We start from the raw sequence: 21,379 nt of genomic DNA on the forward strand, positions 1-21,379 counted from the left end.
GCGCGTGGGCCACCATGGACCGTGCCCCGCAGCAGCTCCGGGACCGGACGGCGTCCGGGTCCGCCGACGCCCCCGCACGCCTCCGGGCGCTCCGCGGCGCGGCGCATCGGCGCGCTCGCCGCGTCCGGGTGGCTGCTGGGCGTCGCGGTGACCGGGGTGATCGCCAGCCGTGCGGTCGCCGTGCTGGACACCGAGACCTCCCGGAGCGGCGTGCTGTCCCGCACCGAGGTGGACAGGGCCCTCGTGGCCGCCCGCGCCGCCGCGAGCGCGGCCGCCACCAGGCCCGCACCGACCGGCACCCCGACCGCCTCGCCACCGGTGGCCACCCCGGCCGCCGCACCCGAGGCCACACCCCCCACCGAACGGCCGCTCCCCCCGCCGCCGGCGTCCGCGCCGCCGCGGACGCCGGTCGCCGTGGCGCGGACGTGGACCGTGCCGGGCGGCACCGTCGCCGCCTCGTGCACCGGGGCTGCGATCTCGCTGCTCTACGCGACACCGCTCGACGGGTGGACCGTCGAGGTGGGCGCCGCCGGCCCGGACCACCTCGAGGTCGAGCTGCGGCAGTCCGGCGCGGAGACCAAGGTGACGGCGGTGTGCGGCGGCGGGGTGCCCCAGCAGACGGTCACCCAGGGCACCCCGGACGGGGCGGACGACCACTCCTCGTCCGACGGCTGAGGCCTGCTCCGCCGACGGCCGAGCCGTGCACCGCCGGAGGGGCGAGCAGCCCCGCGCCCGTCAGACGGTGAAGGCGGCGACGCGGGTGCGCAGGTCGGCCGAGAGGCGGGCCAGCTCGGCGACGGAGTCGCCCATCTGCCCCAGCACCTGGGAGGACGTGGACGCCGCGGAAGCGACCGAGGTGATGTTCTGGGCGATCTCCCCCGACCCCGTCGCAGCCTCCGTCACCCCCCGGGACATCTCGTTGGTCGTCGCGGTCTGCTCCTCCACCGCCGAGGCGATCGTCATCTGGTGATCGTTGATCGCCGCCACGATCGACCCGATCTGCCCGATCGAGGACACCGCCCCCGCCGTGTCCGCCTGGATCGTCTCCACCCGACGCGCGATGTCCTCCGTCGCCTTCGCCGTCTCCCGCGCCAGGTCCTTGACCTCCCCGGCCACCACCGCGAACCCCTTGCCCGCCTCCCCCGCCCGCGCCGCCTCGATCGTCGCGTTCAACGCCAACAAGTTCGTCTGCTCCGCGATGGACGTGATCAGCTTGACCACGTTGCCGATCTCCGCACTGGACTCCCCCAGCCGGCCCACCGACTCGTTCGCCGCCGCCGCCACCCCCGTCGCCTGCGAGGCGACCTTCGCCGCCTCCGTCGCCGACTGCGCGATCTCCCGGATGCTCGCCCCCATCTGCTCCGCACCCGCCGCCACCGCCTGCACGTTGCGCGACACCTGCTCCGCCGCCGCGGCCACCACGCCGGCCTGCACGGACGTCTCCTCCGACCCCGACGCCACCTGACCCGACGCCGCCGACAGCTCCTCCGCCGCCGCCGCCACCGCCGCCGCCGTCTCGGCCACCACGCTCAACGTCCCCCGCAACGACCCCTGCGCCGAGGTCAACGCCGCCGCCATCCGACCCACCTCGTCCCGCGAGTCCAGGTGCAGCTCCTTGGTCAGGTCACCGGCCGCCATCGCCTCCAGACCCGCCTTCACCGCATTCACCTTCGCCAGCACCCCACGCAGGACCGCCATCCCCAGGACGATCGCCAGCACGGAGGCCACACCCAGGACGATCCACATGATCCGGATCGCCGACGCCGCCTGCGCGGCCCCCGTGTCGTGCAGAGACTTGGCGAGCTTCGCCAGAGCAGCCGCCTCCGACGTGACGGCCGTGTTCGCGGCGGTGGCCTGGTCCCGCAGCCCGCCCACCGTGTAGGCGAGCGCGCCGGCGCGGTCACCGGTGGTCATCAGGTCGAACATCTTCTGGGAGTCGACCTGGTACGCGGCCATCTCCGTCTCCATGGCCTTGGCGCTCTGGGGGCTCGACGCCATCGGCTCGTACTTGGTCAGCAGCGCCTGCGTGTCCTTGAACCGGCCCTGCAGCTCGGCGATCATCCCAGTCAGATCGGCACCGCTCAGGGCGGGCACCTCCGCGTTGCGGACCCGGTCCCCGGCGAACTGCTGCTGGATGTCGACGATCGCCGTCAACGGCACCGTCGTCCTGTCGTACAGCCGCCCGGACTCCGAGCTCAGGGAGTCCATCCGCTGCACCGACAACCCCGTCAGCCCGGCGGCGACCAGGACGAGCAGGGCGAGGCACAGCCCGATCTTCAGGGCGATCGACGAGTCGGCGGTCAGCCGCTTCAGCAGCGAGCGGGGCGCCGGAGGCACGACGGTGGACATGGCGAGCTCCCTTCGGGCGGCGGACCTTCCGACACTTGGTCCACCGATCGGCGGATACCGGCCCTGGTATAGGGGTAGTCGGTGTGATCTTGGACATGTGCCCAGGTAGCACCGGGTGAAGTTGGACGCGCCCCCGGAGCGGGACGGCTCAGGCCGTCGCAGCGACCCGTCCTGCGACCATCGGCACCACCCGGTCCGCGAGCGCGCGTGCGTCCGCCGGCTCGTGGGTCACCAGCACCACCGGACGCTCACCGTCCAACGCGTGCCGGCGGACCACCTCCTGCAGCAGCGGCCGCGCGGCCTCGTCCAGAGCCGCGAACGGCTCGTCCAGCAGCAGCACGTCCGGTTCGGCGGCCAGTGTGCGAGCGAGCGCAACGGCCTGCGCCTGCCCACCGGACAGCCGGGCCGCGCTCCGGCCGGCGTGGGGCAGCATGCCGACCTGGTCGAGCCACTGCCGCGCCTGCTCCTGGGCCTGCGGACGCGGCACGCCCTGGGCGCGCAGCCCGAAGGCGACGTTCTCGAGCACCGACAGGTGCGGGAACACGCGGTGGTGCTGGAACACCAGGCCGCAGCGGCGCAGCTCGGTGGGCACGTGCACGCGGTGGGCCACGTCGTCCAGCACGTGCGACCCCAGCACGACGCGCCCGTCGTCGAGCCCGACCAGCCCGGCGACGGCCTGCAGGAACGTCGACTTGCCCGCGCCGTTGGGACCGACCAGCGCGACCGTCTCCCCCGGCTGCACGGTCAGCGCCACCTCGAGCGTGAACGCCGGCCGGCGCACCACCACGCGCGCGTCCAGCCTCATGAAGGACCGCCCGTCAGCGCCGAGAGCCATCGCGTGCGCAGGCCGATCAGCACGGCGAGCGAGACGCCGATCAGCACCAGCGACAGGGCGACGGCCTGCGCGGGGTCCTGCTCCATCGCCAGGTAGATCGCCAGCGGCATGGTGCGCGTGGTGCCCGGGTAGTTGCCGGCGAAGGTGATGGTGGCCCCGAACTCGCCGAGCGCGCGGGCGAAGCACAGCACCGCCCCCGCCAGCACGCCGGGCGCCACCAGCGGCAGCGTGATCCGCCGGAACGTGTACCAGCGGGTCGCGCCGAGCGTCGCGGCCGCCTGCTCGTACTGCTCGTCCGCGCTGCGCAGGGCGCCGTCCACCGCCAGGACCAGGAACGGCAGCGCGACGAACGCCTCGGCGATCACCACCGCCGTGGACGTGAACGGCACGGTGATCCCGAACCAGGTGTCCAGGTGCCGTCCCAGCAGGCCACGGCGGCCCAGCAACGTCAGCAGCGCCACGCCGCCGACCACCGGCGGCAGCACCAGCGGCATCGTGGTCACCGCACGCAGCAGTCCGCGGCCCGGCAGCGCGGTGCGGGCGAGCACCCAGGCGAGCGGCACGCCGAGCAGCAGGCACAGCACCGTGGCGGCCGTCGCGGTGCGCAACGACAGCCACAGCGCCTGCAGCACCGGGCCGGACGCGATCAGGCCGCCGAGCCGGCTCCACGGGGCGGTGACCAGCAGGGCGACGAAGGGTCCGACGAGGAACAGCACGCCGACGGCGGCGAGCACCAGCAGCAGCACGGGCGGACGGCTGCGTCGGCGAGGTCGGACGCGCCCCACCACCACAGGTCCCCTCTCTCTGACGGTGCCCGGCCGGCGGCGCCGACCTGCCCGAACTCTCTCAGGCCGCGTCGAACCCCGCGTCGGTGAGCACCTTCTGGCCCTGGGCGGACAGCACCAGGTCGACGAACGCCTGGGCCGCGGCATGGTTGCGGGCCCCGGCGACGGTGGCGATCGGGTAGTCGTTGCGGGCGGTGGACGCCTGCGGGAAGTCGATGCCCTGCACCTTGTCGCCCGCGGACCGCACGTCGGTCCGGTACACCAGCGCCGCGTCGACCTCGCCGAGGATCGCCTTGGTCAGCGTCGCGGTGACGTCCTTCTCGTAGGTGTCCGGCGCCGGGGTGATGCCCGCTGCGGCGAACGCGGTCGCGGCGGCCGACCCGCACGGCACCTCGACGGCGCAGAGCGCGATCTTCAGCTGCGGCTTGGCGAAGTCCGCGAGCCCCGTCACGTGACCGGGGTTGCCGGCCGGCACGACGATCTCCAGCGAGTTGTGCGCGAAGGTGACGGGCCGGTCGGTGACGGTCGAGGCCGCCTTCATCGTCGCGGGGTTGGCGGAGGCGAAGACGTCGGCCGGGGCACCCTGCTCCAGCTGCTGCGCCAACGTCGACGACGCGCCGAAGCTGAAGGTGATGTGCAGACCGGGGTTCTCCGCCATCAGCCGGTCCCCCAGCGCGGTGAAGGTCTGCTGCAGCGAGGCGGCCGCGAACACCACCAGCTGACCGGTCAGCGGGGCCCGGCTGGACGCCGACCTGGTCGGCGTCGTCGACGAGGTGCTGCCGGCCGCTCCGGCGCCCGGACCGGCGGCGCAGGCCGTCAGCAGCAGCCCGACCGCGGTGGCCACCGGAACGGCACGGCCGGCACGGACCGCGCCGCGCCGCGAGCCGGCTGCGGCCGTCGTGCCGCGTCCCGTCGTCCCTCGTCGTGCGCTCATGCCCGCCGCCTCTCGAAACCCGCAACCAGCGGGGTGTCCACCCCGGTCGGACCCGTCCGCGACGCGCCGCCCGGCGACCCGAGCGGCTGCGCCCGCCCAGGCAGAGTCTCGGCGAAGAACCGCGAGTTGTCGTCCTGGTACTGCTGCCAGTCGGCGGGCAGGTCGTCCTCGTAGTAGATCGCGAGCACGGGGCAGACGGGTTCGCAGGCGCCGCAGTCCACGCACTCGTCCGGGTGGATGTACAGCGACCGGCCCCCTTCGTAGATGCAGTCGACGGGGCACTCCGCGACGCACGCGCGGTCCTTCACGTCGATGCACGGCTCGGCGATCACGTAGACCATGTCTCTCCCACTGGCTCTGCGACGGGCTGGACGGAGCGCGCGTGCGACGGACGACGAGGTCCGAAGCGACGGGCGCACGGTCGGTCGGCGCCGCGACACGCCGGACGTGGCGCGACGACCTCCGGACACGATATTTTCACAGCCACACCCGTAGTAAGTTCCCCCCGCACAGATCGTGGCGGATCGAGGAGGATCACGTGGCTCAGCTGGCCACCTCAGGCAGAGTGCTCGAGGGCTGGAACCCGGAGGACGAGCAGCGCTGGGACAGCAAGATCGCCTGGCGGACGCTGGCGGTGAGCACGTACTCGCTGCTGATCGCGTTCTGCGTCTGGTACCTGGTCTCCGCCGTGGCGCCCAAGCTCGACGAGATCGGCTTCACGCTGACCAAGCCGCAGCTGTACTGGCTGGTGGCGATCCCCGGTCTGTCCGGCGGCCTGCTGCGGCTCGTCTACATGTTCCTGCCGCCGGTGCTGGGCACCCGCAAGCTGGTCGGCATCACCTCGCTCCTGCTGGTGATCCCGATGCTCGGGTGGTTCTCGGCGGTCGGCAACCCCAAGACCCCGTACTGGTGGTTGCTGGTGCTGGCGGCGCTCACCGGCATCGGCGGCGGCTGCTTCTCCGGCTACATGCCGTCCACCGGGTACTTCTTCCCCAAGCGGCTGGCCGGTACGGCCCTCGGCCTCCAGGCCGGCCTCGGCAACTTCGGCGTCTCGCTGATCCAGTTCCTCGGTCCCTGGGTGATGGGCTTCGGGCTGTTCGGCCTGCAGATGGTCGGCACGCAGCACGCGCGCAGCGGGCACGTGCTCAACGTGTACAACGCCGCGATCGTGCTGGTGCCGTGGACCGTGCTGGCCGCGATCCTGGCGTTCTGGCTGCTCAAGGACGTGCCGATCAAGGCCAACTTCCGCCAGCAGATCGACATCTTCGGCAACCGCAACACCTGGGTGCTCACCGCCGTCTACATCATGACCTTCGGCGCCTTCTCCGGCTTCGCCGCCCAGCTGGCGCTGATCATCAACAACACGTTCGGCAAGGACTCGCCGTTCGCCACGGGCGGGCACTACGCCGCCTCGACCCTGCCGCTGGGCGGCACGTTCGCCTTCCTGGCGCCGCTGATCGGCTCGCTGGTCCGCGCCGTGTGGGGCCCGCTGTGCGACCGGTTCGGCGGGGCGATCTGGACGTTCGTCGGCGGCGCCGGGATGGTCGTCTCCGCAGCGGTCGCCTCGATCTACCTGTCCCCGCGCACGCCGCACGACTTCTGGCCGTTCCTGTTCGCGATGCTCGTGCTCTTCTTCTTCACCGGCATCGGCAACGCGGGCACGTTCAAGCAGATGCCGATGATCCTGCCGCCCCGCCAGGCCGGCGGCGTCATCGGGTGGACCGCCGCGATCGCGTCGTTCGGACCGTTCTTCGTCGGCGTCGCCCTCACCGCCGTCACGCCGAAGTCGTTCTTCATCGGCGCGACCGTCTACTTCGCCATCTGCACCGCGCTCGTCTGGGTCTTCTACGCGCGGCCCCGGGCCCCGTTCCCCAGCTGACGCGCGCCCGCACCCCGCGTCGGCCTGCGGGCCGTCCGCACCTCACACCGCAGCTCGAGCCGCCAGTTCGGAGACCCCCCATGCCCGCAGGCCCTGCCGTGCCCGCGGCCGGCGCCACCGCCGACCCCGCCGCGCCGATCTACCGCTTCGGCTCGTTCCTGCGCCGCGGCGAGGCGTCGCCGGACGCCCGGCAGCTGTTCCTCACCGGCGGCCGCGAGGCCGACCGGTTCTACCGGGACCGGTGGAGCCACGACAAGGTGGTGCGCTCCACGCACGGCGTGAACTGCACGGGCTCCTGCTCGTGGAACGTGTACGTCAAGGACGGCGTGATCACCTGGGAGTCGCAGGCCACCGACTACCCGAGCACCGGCCCGGACCTGCCGGAGTACGAGCCCCGGGGCTGCCCGCGCGGCGCGTCCTTCTCCTGGTACACGTACTCCCCCACGCGCATCCGGTACCCGTACGTGCGCGGCGTGCTGCTCGACTTCTACCGCGAGGCGAAGGCCCGGCTCGGCGACCCGGTGCTGGCGTGGCGCGACGTGGTGGAGGACCCCGAGAAGGCGCGGGCGTACAAGTCGGCGCGCGGCAAGGGCGGCCTGGTCCGGGCGTCGTGGGACGAGGCGGCCGAGATGGCCGCGGCCGCGCACGTCTACACGATCAAGCGGTACGGGCCGGACCGGCTGGCCGGCTTCTCGGTGATCCCGGCGATGTCGATGGTGTCCTACGGCGCCGGTGCCCGGTTCTACGAGCTGCTGGGCGCCACCATGCTGTCGTTCTACGACTGGTACGCCGACCTGCCGATGGCCTCGCCGCAGGTGTTCGGCGACCAGACCGACGTGCCGGAGTCCGGCGACTGGTTCAACGCGGGCTACCTGGTGATGTGGGGCTCCAACATCCCGGTGACCCGCACACCGGACGCGCACTTCATGACGGAGGCGCGGTACCACGGCCAGAAGGTGGTGGCCGTCTCCCCCGACTACGCCGACAACACCAAGTTCGCCGACGAGTGGCTGCGGATCGCCCCCGGCACCGACGGTGCGCTGGCGGCCGCGATGGGCCACGTGATCCTGTCCGAGTTCCACGTCGGGCAGCGCACGCCGTTCTTCCTCGACTACCTGCGGAAGTTCACCGACAGCCCGTTCCTGGTGCGGCTGAAGGCGCGCGACGGCGCGTTCGTGCCCGGCAAGTTCCTGGTCGCGGCGGACGTGGTGGCCGACGGCGTCGTCGACCCGGCGTCGCCCCTGGTCCGTGACGCCGAGGTGGCCGCCACCGCGAACGCCGCCTTCCGGCCGCTGGTGTGGGACCGCGAGGGCGGCATCGCCGACCCGGGCGGCACGCTGGCGGACCACTACGGCCCCGAGGGTGCCGGTCGGTGGAACCTCGACCTGTCCGGCGTGGACCCGGTGCTCTCGGCGCAGGACCTGCCGGGCGCCGAGCCGGTGGAGCTGCTGCTGCCGCGGTTCGACCTGCCGGGCGGGCCGGGCGACGGGTCGGTCGGCGCGGGCGTGGTGCGCCGCGGCGTCCCGGCGGTGCGCGTCGCCGACGGTGAGTACGTCACCACCGTCTACGACCTGCTGCTGGCGCAGTACGCGGTGCGCCGCGACGGGCTTCCGGGTGAGTGGCCGACGGGGTACGACGACGCGTCGACGCCCGGCACGCCGGCGTGGCAGGCGGAGCTGACCGGTGTCCCGGCAGCCGCCGCCGAGCGCATCGGCCGCGAGTTCGCCCAGAACGCGATCGACACGGGCGGCCGCTCGATGATCGTGATGGGCGCCGGCACCAACCACTTCTTCCACTCCGACGAGATCTACCGGACCTTCCTGGCGCTGACGACGATGTGCGCCACGCAGGGCGTCAACGGCGGCGGCTGGGCGCACTACGTCGGCCAGGAGAAGGTCCGGCCGATCACCGGGTTCGCGCAGTACGCGTTCGCCCTGGACTGGCAGCGGCCGGCCCGGCAGATGATCTCCGCCGGGTTCTTCTACCTGCTCACGGACCAGTGGCGGTACGACGGGACGCCGGTGGCGCGCATCGGCTCACCGCTGGCGGAGGGCTCGCTCGACGGGCTGACGACGGCGGACACCCTGGTCGAGTCGATGAAGCGCGGCTGGATGCCGTCGTTCCCCACGTTCTCCCGGTCCCCGCTGCTGCTGGGGCAGGAGGCCCGCCAGGCGGGCGTCGACCCCAAGGACTGGGTGGTGTCCCAGCTCGAGTCCGGCGACCTGCGCTTCGCCTGCGAGGACCCGGACGACCCGGAGAACTTCCCGCGGGTGCTCACGTCGTGGCGCACCAACCTGCTGGGCTCGTCCGCCAAGGGCGCCGAGTTCTTCTACCGGCACGTGATCGGCTCCGACAGCGCGGTGACGGCGGCCGAGGTCCCGGAGGACCGGCGGCCTGCGCAGATGGTGTGGCGGGACGCGGCCGCCGTCGGCAAGGTCGACCTGCTGCTGACCATGGACTTCCGCAACACGTCCACCACGCTCTACTCCGACATCGTGCTGCCGGCCGCCACCTGGTACGAGAAGAACGACCTCTCGTCCACCGACATGCACCCCTTCGTGCACTCGTTCGACGCGGCGATCGACCCGCCGTGGGAGGCCCGGACCGACTACCAGGCCTTCCAGACGCTGGCGGGCCTGGTCTCCCGGATGGCCGTGCGCCATCTGGGCACGCAGACGGACGTGGTCGCGGCACCCATCTCCCACGACAGCCCGGACGAGCTGGCCAACCCCGGCGGCGTGGTCCCGGACGTCTCGGTGGTGGGTCTGGTGCCCGGCGTGACGATGCCCAAGCTGGTCACCGTCGAGCGCGACTACACCGCGATCCGCGAGAAGTTCGACGCGATCGGGCCGCTGGCGGACGGCGTCGGCATGGTGACCAAGGGGGTGCAGTACCGCCCCGACCAGGAGGTCGCCGAGCTGGGCCGTCGCAACGGCACCGCGGCCGGCGGGGTGGCTGCCGGGCGGCCGCTGGTGGACACCGACGCCAAGGCCGCGGACATGATCCTGGCGCTGTCCGGCACCACCAACGGGCGGCTGGCGGCGCAGGGGTTCGCGGACCTCGAGCGGCGCACCGGGACGGCGTTCACCGACCTGGCCGACGGGTCCAAGGACCGACGCACCACGTTCGCGGACCTGCAGCGCGGCGGACCGCAGCCGGTGGTGACGTCCCCCGAGTGGTCGGGCTCCGAGCACGGCGGGCGGCGGTACAGCGCCTTCGTGATGAACGTCGAGCGGTCCCGGCCGTTCCACACGCTCACCGGCCGGCAGCACTTCTACCTGGACCACGACTGGATGCGCGACCTGGGCGAGCAGCTGCCGATCTTCCGGCCGCCGCTGGACCTGCACCACCTGTACGGGGAGAGCGCGGTCGGTGACACCGGGACGGCGGCCGGCGGCGAGGCGCAGGTGGCGGTCCGCTACCTCACCCCGCACAACAAGTGGTCGATCCACTCCCAGTACTTCGACAACCTGCACATGCTCACGCTCGGCCGAGGCGGCCAGGTGGTGTGGATGAGCCCCGCCGACGCGGAGAAGGTCGGGGTGCGGGACAACGACTGGATCGAGGCGTTCAACCGCAACGGCGTCGTCGTCGCGCGGGCCGTCGTCTCCCACCGCATGCCCGAGGGCACCGTGTTCATGTACCACGCGCAGGAACGGACCATGGGCACCCCGCTGACCGAGACCTCCGGCAAGCGCGGCGGCATCCACAACTCCCTGACCCGCGTGCTGATCAAGCCGACGCACCTGATCGGCGGCTACGCGCAGCAGAGCTACGCGTTCAACTACATCGGCCCGACGGGCAACCAGCGCGACGAGGTCACGCTGATCCGGCGGCGGTCGCAGGAGGTGCAGTTCTGATGAGAGTCATGGCCCAGATCGCCATGGTGATGAACCTCGACAAGTGCATCGGCTGCCACACCTGCTCGGTCACGTGCAAGCAGACGTGGACCAACCGGACCGGCACCGAGTACATGTGGTTCAACAACGTCGAGACGCGCCCCGGCGTCGGCTACCCCCACACGTGGGAGGACCAGGACCGCTGGAAGGGCGGCTGGACGCGCACCCGCTCCGGCCGGCTCAAGCCCCGGTCCGGCGGCCGGGTGGCCCGGTTCGCCAACCTGTTCGCCAACCCGGACCTGCCGGAGATCGTCGACTACTACGAGCCGTGGACGTACGAGTACGACAAGCTGCTCTCGGCGCCGAAGGACTCGAAGGACTTCCCGGTGGCGCGCCCGGTCAGCCAGCTGACCGGCAAGCCGATGGACACCATCGGGTGGGGCCCCAACTGGGACGACGACCTGGGCGGCTCGCCGGAGACGATGCAGCAGGACCCGGTGCTGGCCAAGATCAACACCGAGGTCCGCGCCGAGATCGAGCAGACGTTCATGTTCTACCTGCCGCGGATCTGCGAGCACTGCCTCAACCCGAGCTGCGTCGCGGCGTGCCCGTCCGGCGCGATGTACAAGCGGGCCGAGGACGGCATCGTGCTGGTGGACCAGGACCGGTGCCGCGGCTGGCGGATGTGCGTCTCGTCGTGCCCGTACAAGAAGGTCTACTTCAACCACACCACCGGCAAGGCCGAGAAGTGCACGCTGTGCTACCCGCGCCTCGAGGTCGGGCAGCCCACGGTGTGCTCGGAGACCTGCGTCGGCCGCCTGCGCTACCTCGGCGTGCTGCTGTACGACGCGGACCGCGTCACCGAGGCCGCCTCGGTGGAGGACCCGCAAGACCTCTACATGGCCCAGCGCTCGATCCTGCTCGACCCGTACGACCCGGACGTCGTGGCGGCGGCCCGGGCCGAGGGCGTGCCGGACTCGTGGGTCAAGGCCGCCCAGGACTCCCCGATCTGGGCGCTGATCGACACCTACGAGGTCGCGCTGCCCCTGCACCCGGAGTACCGGACGCTGCCGATGGTCTGGTACGTCCCGCCGCTGTCCCCGGTGGTCGACCGCGTGACCGCCGCCGGCAACGACGGCGAGGACCACAAGGTGCTGCTCACGGCGCTGTCGACCATGCGGATCCCGCTGGAGTACCTGGCCGGCCTGCTCACCGCCGGGGACACCCGGCCGGTGGAGCGGTCGCTGCGTCGGCTGGCCGCGATGCGGTCCTACATGCGCGACCTCGACCTGGGCCGCGAGGGGAACGAGGAGATCGCGGCTGCCGTCGGCATGAGTGGCGAGCGGGTGCAGGCGATGTACCGGCTGCTGGCGATCGCCAAGTACGACGACCGGTACGTCATCCCCACCACGCACCCGGAGACGCCGCGCGGCATCGCCGAGCTGGGCGAGGACGTGACCGGCATGGTCGAGGAGCTGGTCGGCGCGGGTGCCGGGGCGCCGGAGGCGTGCTCCGTGTCGACCTTCCACGGCGGCGGGACCGGGCTGCGGATCACCTCTCGCGGTCGGGCCAGGGCGGCGGCGGACGGGCTCGCACCGACCCCGGGCCGCGTCAACCTGCTCGACTGGAGCGGCGACACCGCCCAGGCCGGGCTGTTCCCGCCGGCCGCCGCGGGGGTGGACGCCTGATGGTCGCCCGCATGGTGCACGCCCCACGGCTGCCGGAGCTCGCGCGGGTCGTCTGCACCCCCGAGCAGCTGCGGACCGTGCACATGACGGTGTCCGTGCTGCTGGACTACCCCGGCGATCGGACGGGCGCCGCACTGGGCGCCGCGCGCGAGTCGATGGCGGGGCTGCCGCCGCTGGTGCAGCAGGACGTGGAGGCCTTCTGCGAGTGGGCCGGTCGCAGCGGGCTGCGGGCCATGGCCGAGCACTACGTCGACACGTTCGACCAGCGCCGTCGCTGCGCGCTGTACCTGAGCTACTACGCCGTGGGCGACACGCGGCAGCGGGGTGCGGCGATCCTCGGGTTCAAGGCGGTGCTGCGCGCGCTCGGCTTCGAGCAGGTGCGCGACGAGCTGGCGGACTACCTGCCCCTGGTGCTGGAGCTGTCGGGGCTGACGGGCGACCGGCTGGTGCTGGAGCTGCTCGCCTCGCACCGGGAGGGCATCGAGGTGATGCGCTCGGCGCTGCGCGGGTACCGCTCCCCCTATGCGCACCTGCTCGACGCGCTGTGCCGCACGCTCCCGCCGGTGGACGCCGCGACGCACGAGCGGTACCAGCGCCTGGTCACCCAGGGACCGCCGGCCGAGATGGTCGGCACCACGTCCGCCTTCGCCGACGCGATGCCCTTCGCACCCGCATTCGCCCTCGCTGACGGGAGCGCCCGCTGATGACCACCGCCGACGTCCTGCTCTGGGTCGCCTACCCCTACATCTGCCTGACGCTGCTGGTCGGCGGCCTGGTGTGGCGGTGGCGCACCGACCAGTTCGGCTGGACCACCCGCTCGTCGCAGCTGTACGAGAAGCCGATCCTGCGGGCGGCCTCCCCGACCTTCCACCTCGGGTTCCTCGCGGTGATCGGCGGACACTTCGTCGGCCTGCTGGTGCCCAAGACGTGGACCGCGGCGGTCGGCATCCCGCAGCACGTCTACCACCTGACCGCGACCATCGGCGGGTCCGTCGCGGCGCTGGCGACCGTGCTCGGCCTGGCCGGGCTGCTGTACCGCCGGTTCGCCGTGCGATCGGTCACGCTGGCGACCACCACGCGCGACAAGGTGATGTACGCGCTGCTGGTGCTGCCGGTGGCGCTGGGCACGTGGGCGACCGTCGCCAACCAGGTGCTCGGCGGGCCGGAGGGCTACGACTACCGCGAGACGATCAGCCCCTGGCTCCGCTCGGTGCTCACGTTCTCCCCCGAGCCGCAGCTGATGACGACGGTCCCGCTGTCGTTCCGGCTGCACGTCCTGGCCGGCTTCGCGCTGTTCGCGATCTGGCCCTTCACGCGCCTGGTGCACGCCGTCACCATCCCGGTGCAGTACCCGACGCGCCCGTACATCGTCTACCGCGCCCGTCGGGCCTCGGTGTCCGCCGCGGCGGGCCGCCGGGGCTGGGCACCCGTGCAGCGGTCCGCCGACCGCGACGGCGCCCGTTCCCGCGGAGCATGAGCACAATGGAACGCACGCCGGTTCCGCGGGACGACCGATCCGCCGAGCCGAAGCCACCCCATGACAGGATCGACGTCGAGATGAGCACGCTCGCAGCGCCGGACGCGCCGGACGGCCCGGCCACCCCGCAGACGCTGATGCGCGCCCTCGAGGCGCTGTCCCCCGCCCAGCACACCCTGCTGCGCGAGGTGGCCCGGTACACCGAGCCGGTCACCGTCACCGAGCTCGCCGTCGGCATGGGCCTGCACCCCAACTCCGTGCGCGAGTCGATGGCGGCCCTGCTCGACGCCGGCCTGGTGGCCCGGGGCCGCCGCCCGGCCGTCGGTCGCGGCCGCCCGTCGTGGACGTACCGGTCGGTCGCCCCCGCCCAGCCGTCGGCGCTGGCCCGCGAGTTCGCGGACGTCTGCGCCGCCGTCGCGGACCACCTCGCCGACACGGTGCCGGACCCGGAGGCGGCGGCGCGGGACATCGGATCGCGCTGGGCCCGACGGATGATCGACGTGGCCGGACCGCCGGCGGGCAAGAACGGCCAGCCGCTGGACGAGCCGCAGCGCATCGACGTGCACGGCGGCCGGCTGCGGCTGCTGCTCAGCTCGCTGGGCTACGGCGCCCTGTCCGAGGAGACCCCCGGTCGGCTGACGCTGCACCAGTGCCCGCTGCGGATCGAGGGCCAGGTGCCCAGCCCGCTGGTCTGCCAGATGCACCGCGGGCTGATCGACGCGGTGCTGCAGCGGGTGTCGCACGGCAACGTGGAGGCCGAGCTGACCCCGTTCGCGGGGCCGGACCACTGCACGGTGGCGCTGCACCTGACCAAGCGGGACGCCGCCAGCGCCTGACGACAGGTTCCCCGGCCGTGGCCGGGGCGCGCACCGGCGGGTCGTCAGGCGGCGGGTCGTCAGGCGGCGGGTCGTCAGCCGGTGACCTGCAGGACGCCGTGCGCACCCTTCTCGGCCAGGCTCATCTCGTGGTTGACCAGGGCGTAGCGGCCCGCGGCCGGCGGCACCAGCTCGACGAACCCGCCCTCGGCCGGCAGCAGGGACAGCACCTGCGCGCCCGTGCTGCCGGTGGTGGTCCCGTCGGTGGCCGTGCCGTGGTGGACCCGGTAGGCGCCCTCCGTCCAGACGGTGTCGAACTGGGTGCCGACGACGTGGAACGACAGCGCCGCGTTGGGACCCGCGTCCAGCACCCACAGGCGCACGCGCTGGCCGACCGTGGCCGTCAGCGGGTGGGCGTCGTACTGGAAGGCGCGGCCGTTGAACGCCACGACGTCCGGCACCAGCCCGGCGATCTTGGTGGCGTCCGCCGGCTGACCGTTCGCGCCGAGGTACAGCTCGGACTGGATCACCACGTAGGAGCGGTCCACCTGCTCCAGCCCGTCCGGCTCGATGACGACCGCCCCGAACATGCCGTTGGCGATGTGGCTGGACATCGGCATGGTCGCGCAGTGGTACATCCAGATGCCGGCACGGTTCGCCGTGAACGTGTAGTCGAGGCTCTGACCAGGCTCGAGGGTGCGCATCGGCTGGTCCGGGGCCACCTCGCCGGCGTGGAAGTCGATCGAGTGGCCCATCGTCCCGTGGTTCACCAGCGTGATGTGGAACGTGTCGCCGACGCGGCCGTGCAGGATCGGGCCCGGCGTCGTGCCGTTGTACGTCCACACCTCTCGGGTGCGCCCGGCGGTCAGCGGGTCCTGCTGCTGGGTGATGGTGAAGGTGTACGAGTGGTCGGTCGACGGGTCGAGCGGTGGCAGCTGCGCGGGGTAGGCCGGCAGCGCAGCGGCCTCGGCCTGCAGGTCGGCCATGGTGGGGGCGGCGGTGGTCCCGTCGGTCGCACCCATCCCGGGCATGGCTGAGCCGGACGACGAGCCGGCCGACGAACCCGACGTACCCGGCGTCCCGACCGCGACGACGTGCACCACCATGCCCAGCTGCCGATGACCCGGCAGCGAGCACCAGCCCTCGAGGTCGCCGCTGATCATGCCGACGTCCAGCACCGCCGTGGCACCGGGCGCCAGAGGCTCCAGGGCCGCACCGTTGGCGAACACCAGGTCGTGCCGCTGGTCGCCGCTGTTGACCAGGGTGACACGCAGCCGGTCGCCGACGGGCACCTGGATGGTCGACGGGGTGAACGACATGCCGCGGACGTGCAGCGTCACCTCCGTCGTGTGACCGGTCGGGGTGACCGCCGTCGCCCCGGCGCCCGCCGCGCCCGCCGTCGCCGCCGGCGTCATCGTCATCCCACCGCCGGCCAGGCCGGTCGCAGGCCGCGCGAGCAGCACCGCCAGCGCGACGCCGACCACGATCACCACGCCGACCACGGCCATCGCCGCCCGGGACGTCGGCGTGCCCTCGCGACCCGGCAGCTGCCGGGGTCCGGTGGGACGGGACTGCTCAGACATCGGCTCCTCCGAGACTCTCCTGCGTGGCCCGTCGCGCCTTGGCCTGCCGCACCCCGGAGAGGGCGAACAGGACGACGTCGAGCGCGTACGCACCCAGCACCAGCAGCCACCAGGCGGTCCGCAGCGCACCGGCACCCGCTCCGGTCACAGCGATCAGCAGCAGGGCGCTGCTGCGCAGCACCACGCGCAGCGGCCAGACGGTCTCCAGCACGCCCATGCCCTGGCGGACGGCCTCCGGCCCACCACCCACCACCACCGGCATCAGGTAGGTCAGCGCGCCGACGAACACCTGCGCCAGCCCACCGGCCCCGAGCACCGCGAGCCACGGCAGGTCGGCGTCGCGCAGCGCGGACGCGTCGGCGGCACGGAACGCGTTCACGGCGATGGCCAGCACGGCGACCAGCGCCCAGCCGATGCCGGCGGTCATGGTCCACGTCGCATAGGCGCGCGGCGCCTTGCCCAGCGCCGCGCGCACCAGTGGCACAGCCACGCCGACCAGCAGCCCGACCAGCACCACCAGCAGCCCGATGCCGATGCCCGGCATGAGTCCGGCCGTCGCCGCCGTCGCGGCCAGCAGCACGCCGCCGGCCACCCACGGCAGCACGCCGATCGCGTCGTCCACCGCCCGGGGGTCCATGCGGGTGCGCAGCATGGTCGGACCGAGGGTGACCAGCGTCCCGGCGATCGACAGGCCCAGCCAGCCGCCCACGTTGACCAGGGCGTGCGCCAGCGTCAGGTCGTCGCGGGCGTGCAGCAGCCACGCCGGCGCCGTGCGGGCGAACATCGAGACGGTGAGGAAGCCGGCGAGCACGCAGCCGATCACCAGGAAGCCGGCGGCCACCACGTAGTACCGGATCACCACGGCGAACCGGGAGGCCAGGGCGGTGCGGCCCGCGCGCAGCAGGGCGAGCCCGTGCCAGCCGATCACCACACCGACCAGCCCCGCCGCGGTGACGGTGCCCCACGTGCTGGCCGTCCACATCGCCGCGACCAGGCCGATCAGCACCACGTTGAACGCCACGCTGCGGGCGGTGGCGTCCCGGCCGGACCGCCGGTCTTCCGGCGGCAGGTGCAGCAGCGCGCGGGTGAAGTACCAGGACCACTGCAGGATGCCGTTGGTCAGCACCCCGAGGGCGCCGACGTGGATCATGCTCCACAGCGGCTGCGGCAGCGCCGCAGGGTGCAGCAGCCCGACGGCGGTCACCGCGAGGGTGGCCAGCAGCCAGCCGGTGGTCCAGCGGTCCGTCCGGGGCCGTCGGGTCGGGCGCCGTACCGGGGTGGCCGGACGGCCCAGCCCGATGCCGCCGGTCGGTCCGGCCCCTTCGGGCGTCGCGCTCATGCGACCACCTCGCGGTCCTCGTCGGCCGCGCCGGTGCGGGCCGGGACCCGCGCTCGTCGTCCGCCCACGGTCACCAGCACCACCGTGCTGCCCAGGAACGCGAGCAGCGCCACCACGCTGAGCGAGCCGCCGAGCTGCCAGGCGCCGACCGACGTCCGGGCGTCCGCCACCAGCCGGATCGCCAGCCCGGCGTGCAGCATCGCCCACACCGCCCACATCACCGGGTGGTACGGCAGCGGCCGCCGGGCGACCGCCGGCACGATCACCGGCGCGTGCGCCACCACCATCGACATGACGAACCCGATGGTCAGCGCGTGGACCACCGCGTCGTACCCGAAGCCGGCGAACACGGGCCCGTGCACCATCCAGACGAGCGCCGGCACCATCGCCCACCCGTAGCCGGCGAGCATGCACGCGCCCATGAAGCGGGTCAGGCCGCTGCTGCGGACGGTGCGCCGGGCGACGTCGTGCAGCCCGACGTCCACCATGAGCACGCCGAGCGCCAGCCCGAGCAGCGGGTACCCCCACGTGGGGGTCACGACGGTGGCGACCAGGGCGACCAGCAGCAGGCACGACTCGGCGAGGATCCGCGGCTCGGTGGCCGACGTCATGAACGCCACCCGGGCCAGCTCCAGCCGCTCCCCGACGATGGTGAGCACCATCAATGCGGCCCACCACGGCACGATCGTCGCCACCTCGTACCCGCGCGCCCACAGGGCCACCCCGCCCAGCCCGGCGACGGCACCGACCAGCTGCACCAGCACCGCCACGGACTGCTGCCGCCGCCAGACGGTCAGGTAGATCGCCGCGAACAGGGCCATCGAGGCGACCCAGGCCCCACCGGGCAGCGCCCGGCCCCACGGGACGTGCAGCGGGGTGGACTGGGCGACGAGCAGCAGAGCACCGAGGCCGCCGGCCGCCGGGGCCGCGAACGCCCACCCGGAGCGCGGCTGGGACTGCAGGGCGACGGCCCGCTCCAGCATGATGGCGGTGCCGAGGAACCCGTAGATCATGAGGATGCCGTGGGACGACGCGAGGTGCTCCGAGTGCACGGGCGCGGTCACGCCGAGGCGCAGCAGGGCGGCGTCCAGCCCGGACAGCGCCGCGACCAGGACCAGCACCAGCACGGCGAGCCGACCGCGGGGCACGCGCCCCGTGGGAACGCCCGTCGCTCGCGCGTCCAGCCGGCTCTTTGTCACGGATCTAACCGTAGTAAGTTGACGGCCGGCCCAGTGCCGCGTCGACGGCAAGGAGACTGAGGCGATGCTCACATCCCAGCCGGCCGTGGCGCTCCCCCCGCTGGTCGAGCCCGGGCCACCCCTCGACGGGGTCGAGGTGCAGCGCACCGCCCGGCAGAGCCGGTTGCCGGAGCTCGGCGAGCTCGGTCAGCGGCGCCTCGCGGCCGCCCGCGTGCTGGTGATCGGCGCCGGCGGGCTCGGCGCACCAGCCCTGCTGTACCTCGCGGCGGCGGGCGTCGGCACCATCGGCATCGTCGACGACGACGAGGTCTCCCTGACCGACCTGCACCGCCAGGTGATCCACGCGACCGCGGCGGTCGGTGAGCCGAAGGTCGCCAGCGCCGCCCGCCGGCTGGCGGAGCTCGCCCCCGACGTCGTCGTCGAGGCCCATCGCGTGCGACTGGACGAGGCCAACGCCCGCACGCTGCTGACCGGTTACGACCTGGTGCTGGACGGCACCGACACGTTCGCCACCCGGTACCTGATCTCCGACACCTGCGCCGAGCTCGGCGTGCCGCTGGTGTGGGCGTCCGTGCTCCGCTTCGACGCCCAGGTGTCGGTGTTCTGGTCGCGGCCGCCCGCCGGCATCGCCCCCGTCACGCTGCGCGACCTGTTCCCGGAGCCACCGGCGCCGGGGTCGGTGCCGTCGTGCGCCGAGGCCGGGGTGCTCGGGGCGCTGTGCGGGATGGTCGGCTCGATGATGGCGACCGAGGCGCTCAAGCTGATCATCGGTGCGGGGCAGGTGCTGCTGGGCCGGGTGGCCGTGGTCGACGCGCTCGGCATGCGGGTGCGGGAGGTGCCGCTGCTGCCGCGGGCGGCGCGCGGGCCGGCGGATGTGGCGGGGGCGGCTGCGGGCGCGTCGCCGACGGAGGTGACCGAGCGGCTCGCCGTCGGAATGCACCCCGTGCCGTTCACCGCTGGGGCAACCGGGGACCCGCGTGGGCCCGCCACCACGCGGCCGGCCACGGTGTCCGGCGACCTGTCTCTGGAGGAGTACCGGGCGCTGGCCGGTGCCGACCCTGCCCCGGTGCTGCTCGACGTGCGGGAACCGTCCGAGTTCGCCGTGGACGCGCTTCCCGGTGCGGTCAACGTGCCGGTGTCCGCCCTGGTGCAGGCCTCGCGGCACGGGCCGGACGTGGTGCACGCGCTGCTGACCGAGGCCGGTGCCGATCCCGACGCGCTGCTGGTCGCCTACTGCGCGGTCGGCGCGCGGTCGGCACGGGCCGTCCAGCTTCTGGTGGCCACCGACCACCGGGCCCGGACGCTGGCGCCGGCCGCGGTCACGGCGATCCGCGCCGAGGTCGCTGCGGCCGGGCGGAGCTCCCGGTGAGCGGTCTGGTCCCGGTCGCCGAGCACCTGGCGCGCGTGCTGGCCGTCACCCCGACGCTGCCAGCCGAGCGCGTGCCCCTCGCGCAGGCGGCGGGGCGCCGGGTCGCCGAGGACGTGCACGCCCTCGTCCCGGTCCCGCCGTGGGACGCGTCGGCGATGGACGGCTACGCACTGCGCCACGCCGACGTCGCCGGCATGGCGGCCCAAGGCGAGGCCGGGGGTGCGGACGACGACGGCGTCACGCTCGACGTCGTCGCCGACGTGCCGGCCGGGTCGGACCTCGACCCGCACCTGGCCGCCGGCCAGGCGGTCCGCATCATGACCGGCGCGACCCTGCCGACCGACGCCGACACCGTCGTGCAGCTGGAGCACACCGACCGCACGGACACGCTCGCCGCCCTGCCGCCCACCGTCACGGTGCTGCGCGCACCGAGCAGAGGCATGCACGTGCGGCGCACCGGCGAGGACAAGGCCGTCGGCGACCTGGTGGTCCCTGCGGGGACGCTCGCGCGCGCCACCGTGCTGTCGGCGCTCGCGTCGACCGGGCACGGCAGCGTGCTGGTGACCCGGACGCCGCGCGTCGTCGTGATCGCCACCGGCAGCGAGCTCGTCGCGCCGGGCGAGCCGCTGCCGCGCGGGCACATCCCCGACTCCAACAGCCTGCTGGTGTCCGGGCTGGTGGCCGAGGCGGGCGGCGAGGTCGTCGCCGCCGCGCGGGTGCACGACGACCCGGCGGCGCTGGCGTCCGCCCTCGATCGGGCCGTCGGCCTGGAACCCGATGCGGTGATCCTGACCGGCGGCGTGAGCGCCGGGGCGTTCGACCCGGTCAAGCAGCTGTTCACCGGCTCGTCGGACGTGGAGTTCACCAAGGTCGCCATGCAGCCGGGCAAGCCGCAGGCGTTCGGCACGCTGCCGGGCGGGGCGCTGCTGCTGGCGCTGCCCGGCAACCCGGTCAGCGTGTGGGTGTCGTTCCACGTGTTCGTCCGCCCGGCGCTGCTGACCATGCAGGGTGCGGAGCCGTCGGCCGTGCAGCCGGCGCCGGTGCGCGCCCGCGCGGCGACGTCGTGGCGCACGCCGGCCGGCCGCACCCAGTACCTGCCCGTCCGGGTCGCACCGGCCGCGGAGGGCTGGTCCGTCGAGCCGGCAGCCCGGCGCGGGTCGGCATCGCACCTGGTCGGCAGCCTCGCGGCGGCCGACGGGTATGCGATCGTGCCCGCGAAGACCGAGCAGGTGCAGGCCGGTGACCTGGTGGACGTCGTGCTGACGGACCGGCGCTGAGGACCGAGATC

The 21,379-nt window shown here is 73.5% G+C and carries 17 protein-coding genes; 9 read left to right on the forward strand and 8 right to left on the reverse strand.

Annotated elements, in window-relative coordinates; genetic code table 11:
- The first annotated feature begins 21 nt into the window (after positions 1–21).
- Positions 22–675 (forward strand): hypothetical protein, encoded by a 654-nt coding sequence (locus tag N0B34_RS01605; protein WP_263729454.1) that lies wholly within the window; start codon positions 22–24, stop codon positions 673–675.
- 60 nt (positions 676–735) lie between these two features.
- Here the strand turns inward: N0B34_RS01605 and N0B34_RS01610 are convergent, their stop codons facing one another.
- The 5 genes from N0B34_RS01610 to fdxA all read right to left on the reverse strand — a co-directional run bounded on the left by N0B34_RS01610 (position 736) and on the right by fdxA (position 5,244).
- Positions 736–2,349: a methyl-accepting chemotaxis protein gene (locus N0B34_RS01610; RefSeq protein WP_263729455.1), complete on the reverse strand. Its 1,614-nt coding sequence runs from the start codon at positions 2,347–2,349 to the stop codon at positions 736–738.
- Positions 2,350–2,497: 148 nt separating this feature from the next.
- The gene (locus N0B34_RS01615) at positions 2,498–3,154 is read right to left on the reverse strand and encodes a sulfate/molybdate ABC transporter ATP-binding protein (protein ID WP_263729456.1); all 657 of its coding nucleotides are present in this window, start codon (positions 3,152–3,154) and stop codon (positions 2,498–2,500) included.
- Positions 3,151–3,930, reverse strand: coding sequence for a molybdate ABC transporter permease subunit (gene modB, locus N0B34_RS01620; protein ID WP_263729457.1), 780 nt, complete (start codon positions 3,928–3,930; stop codon positions 3,151–3,153). The genes N0B34_RS01615 and modB overlap by 4 nt, the downstream gene beginning before the upstream one ends.
- Positions 3,931–4,030: 100 nt before the next feature.
- Positions 4,031–4,903: a molybdate ABC transporter substrate-binding protein gene (gene modA / locus N0B34_RS01625; RefSeq protein ID WP_263729459.1), complete on the reverse strand. Its 873-nt coding sequence runs from the start codon at positions 4,901–4,903 to the stop codon at positions 4,031–4,033.
- Positions 4,900–5,244 (reverse strand): ferredoxin, encoded by a 345-nt coding sequence (gene fdxA / locus N0B34_RS01630; protein ID WP_263729460.1) that lies wholly within the window; start codon positions 5,242–5,244, stop codon positions 4,900–4,902. The genes modA and fdxA overlap by 4 nt, the downstream gene beginning before the upstream one ends.
- Positions 5,245–5,441: 197 nt before the next feature.
- Between fdxA and N0B34_RS01635 the strand changes: the two genes are divergently transcribed.
- From N0B34_RS01635 to N0B34_RS01660, 6 genes are all read left to right on the forward strand, one after another.
- Complete coding sequence (locus N0B34_RS01635) at positions 5,442–6,782, forward strand: nitrate/nitrite transporter (protein ID WP_263729461.1); 1,341 nt, start codon at positions 5,442–5,444, stop codon at positions 6,780–6,782.
- Positions 6,783–6,862: 80 nt separating this feature from the next.
- Positions 6,863–10,642 carry a nitrate reductase subunit alpha gene (locus tag N0B34_RS01640; protein ID WP_263729462.1) on the forward strand — a complete coding sequence of 1,260 codons (3,780 nt, stop codon included), beginning with the start codon at positions 6,863–6,865 and terminating at the stop codon, positions 10,640–10,642.
- The gene (gene narH, locus N0B34_RS01645; RefSeq protein WP_263729463.1) at positions 10,642–12,309 is read left to right on the forward strand and encodes a nitrate reductase subunit beta; all 1,668 of its coding nucleotides are present in this window, start codon (positions 10,642–10,644) and stop codon (positions 12,307–12,309) included. The genes N0B34_RS01640 and narH overlap by 1 nt, the downstream gene beginning before the upstream one ends.
- An 11-nt stretch (positions 12,310–12,320) precedes the next feature.
- Entirely contained in the window at positions 12,321–13,013 is a 693-nt protein-coding gene (gene narJ / locus N0B34_RS01650; protein WP_263729464.1) for a nitrate reductase molybdenum cofactor assembly chaperone, read from the forward strand.
- The gene (gene narI, locus N0B34_RS01655) at positions 13,013–13,786 is read left to right on the forward strand and encodes a respiratory nitrate reductase subunit gamma (RefSeq protein WP_263729465.1); all 774 of its coding nucleotides are present in this window, start codon (positions 13,013–13,015) and stop codon (positions 13,784–13,786) included. The genes narJ and narI overlap by 1 nt, the downstream gene beginning before the upstream one ends.
- An 80-nt stretch (positions 13,787–13,866) precedes the next feature.
- Positions 13,867–14,622, forward strand: a complete 756-nt coding sequence (locus N0B34_RS01660; RefSeq protein WP_263729466.1) for a helix-turn-helix transcriptional regulator — start codon at positions 13,867–13,869, stop codon at positions 14,620–14,622.
- 74 nt (positions 14,623–14,696) lie between these two features.
- Here the strand turns inward: N0B34_RS01660 and N0B34_RS01665 are convergent, their stop codons facing one another.
- The 3 genes from N0B34_RS01665 to N0B34_RS01675 are packed head-to-tail and all read right to left on the reverse strand — an operon-like array spanning position 14,697 to position 18,722.
- Positions 14,697–16,184: a multicopper oxidase domain-containing protein gene (locus tag N0B34_RS01665; protein ID WP_263729467.1), complete on the reverse strand. Its 1,488-nt coding sequence runs from the start codon at positions 16,182–16,184 to the stop codon at positions 14,697–14,699.
- A complete protein-coding gene (locus N0B34_RS01670) occupies positions 16,177–17,523 on the reverse strand; it encodes a hypothetical protein (protein ID WP_263729468.1) in 1,347 nt (448 codons plus the stop codon). Before N0B34_RS01670 ends, N0B34_RS01665 begins: the two co-directional genes overlap by 8 nt.
- Positions 17,520–18,722 (reverse strand): hypothetical protein, encoded by a 1,203-nt coding sequence (locus N0B34_RS01675; protein WP_263729470.1) that lies wholly within the window; start codon positions 18,720–18,722, stop codon positions 17,520–17,522. Before N0B34_RS01675 ends, N0B34_RS01670 begins: the two co-directional genes overlap by 4 nt.
- 64 nt (positions 18,723–18,786) lie before the next feature.
- Between N0B34_RS01675 and N0B34_RS01680 the strand changes: the two genes are divergently transcribed.
- Positions 18,787–20,091, forward strand: a complete 1,305-nt coding sequence (locus N0B34_RS01680; protein ID WP_263729471.1) for a ThiF family adenylyltransferase — start codon at positions 18,787–18,789, stop codon at positions 20,089–20,091.
- Positions 20,088–21,368 (forward strand): gephyrin-like molybdotransferase Glp, encoded by a 1,281-nt coding sequence (gene glp, locus N0B34_RS01685; RefSeq protein WP_263729472.1) that lies wholly within the window; start codon positions 20,088–20,090, stop codon positions 21,366–21,368. The genes N0B34_RS01680 and glp overlap by 4 nt, the downstream gene beginning before the upstream one ends.
- Positions 21,369–21,379 lie beyond the last annotated feature (11 nt).

Origin of the sequence: Cellulomonas sp. SG140 (assembly GCF_025770785.1) — a bacterium.
Taxonomy (GTDB): Bacteria; Actinomycetota; Actinomycetes; order Actinomycetales; family Cellulomonadaceae; genus Cellulomonas.

Bases quoted from the DNA above. Each gene is read 5' to 3' on its own strand.
- N0B34_RS01610 (WP_263729455.1), bottom strand. From the start codon at position 2,349: ATGTCCACCGTCGTGCCTCCGGCGCCCCGCTCGCTGCTGAAGCGGCTG.
- N0B34_RS01615 (WP_263729456.1), bottom strand. From the start codon at position 3,154: ATGAGGCTGGACGCGCGCGTGGTGGTGCGCCGGCCGGCGTTCACGCTC.
- modA (WP_263729459.1), bottom strand. From the start codon at position 4,903: ATGAGCGCACGACGAGGGACGACGGGACGCGGCACGACGGCCGCAGCC.
- fdxA (WP_263729460.1), bottom strand. From the start codon at position 5,244: ATGGTCTACGTGATCGCCGAGCCGTGCATCGACGTGAAGGACCGCGCG.
- N0B34_RS01640 (WP_263729462.1), top strand. From the start codon at position 6,863: ATGCCCGCAGGCCCTGCCGTGCCCGCGGCCGGCGCCACCGCCGACCCC.
- narH (WP_263729463.1), top strand. From the start codon at position 10,642: ATGAGAGTCATGGCCCAGATCGCCATGGTGATGAACCTCGACAAGTGC.
- narJ (WP_263729464.1), top strand. From the start codon at position 12,321: ATGGTGCACGCCCCACGGCTGCCGGAGCTCGCGCGGGTCGTCTGCACC.
- narI (WP_263729465.1), top strand. From the start codon at position 13,013: ATGACCACCGCCGACGTCCTGCTCTGGGTCGCCTACCCCTACATCTGC.
- N0B34_RS01660 (WP_263729466.1), top strand. From the start codon at position 13,867: ATGAGCACGCTCGCAGCGCCGGACGCGCCGGACGGCCCGGCCACCCCG.
- N0B34_RS01665 (WP_263729467.1), bottom strand. From the start codon at position 16,184: ATGTCTGAGCAGTCCCGTCCCACCGGACCCCGGCAGCTGCCGGGTCGC.
- N0B34_RS01670 (WP_263729468.1), bottom strand. From the start codon at position 17,523: ATGAGCGCGACGCCCGAAGGGGCCGGACCGACCGGCGGCATCGGGCTG.
- N0B34_RS01680 (WP_263729471.1), top strand. From the start codon at position 18,787: ATGCTCACATCCCAGCCGGCCGTGGCGCTCCCCCCGCTGGTCGAGCCC.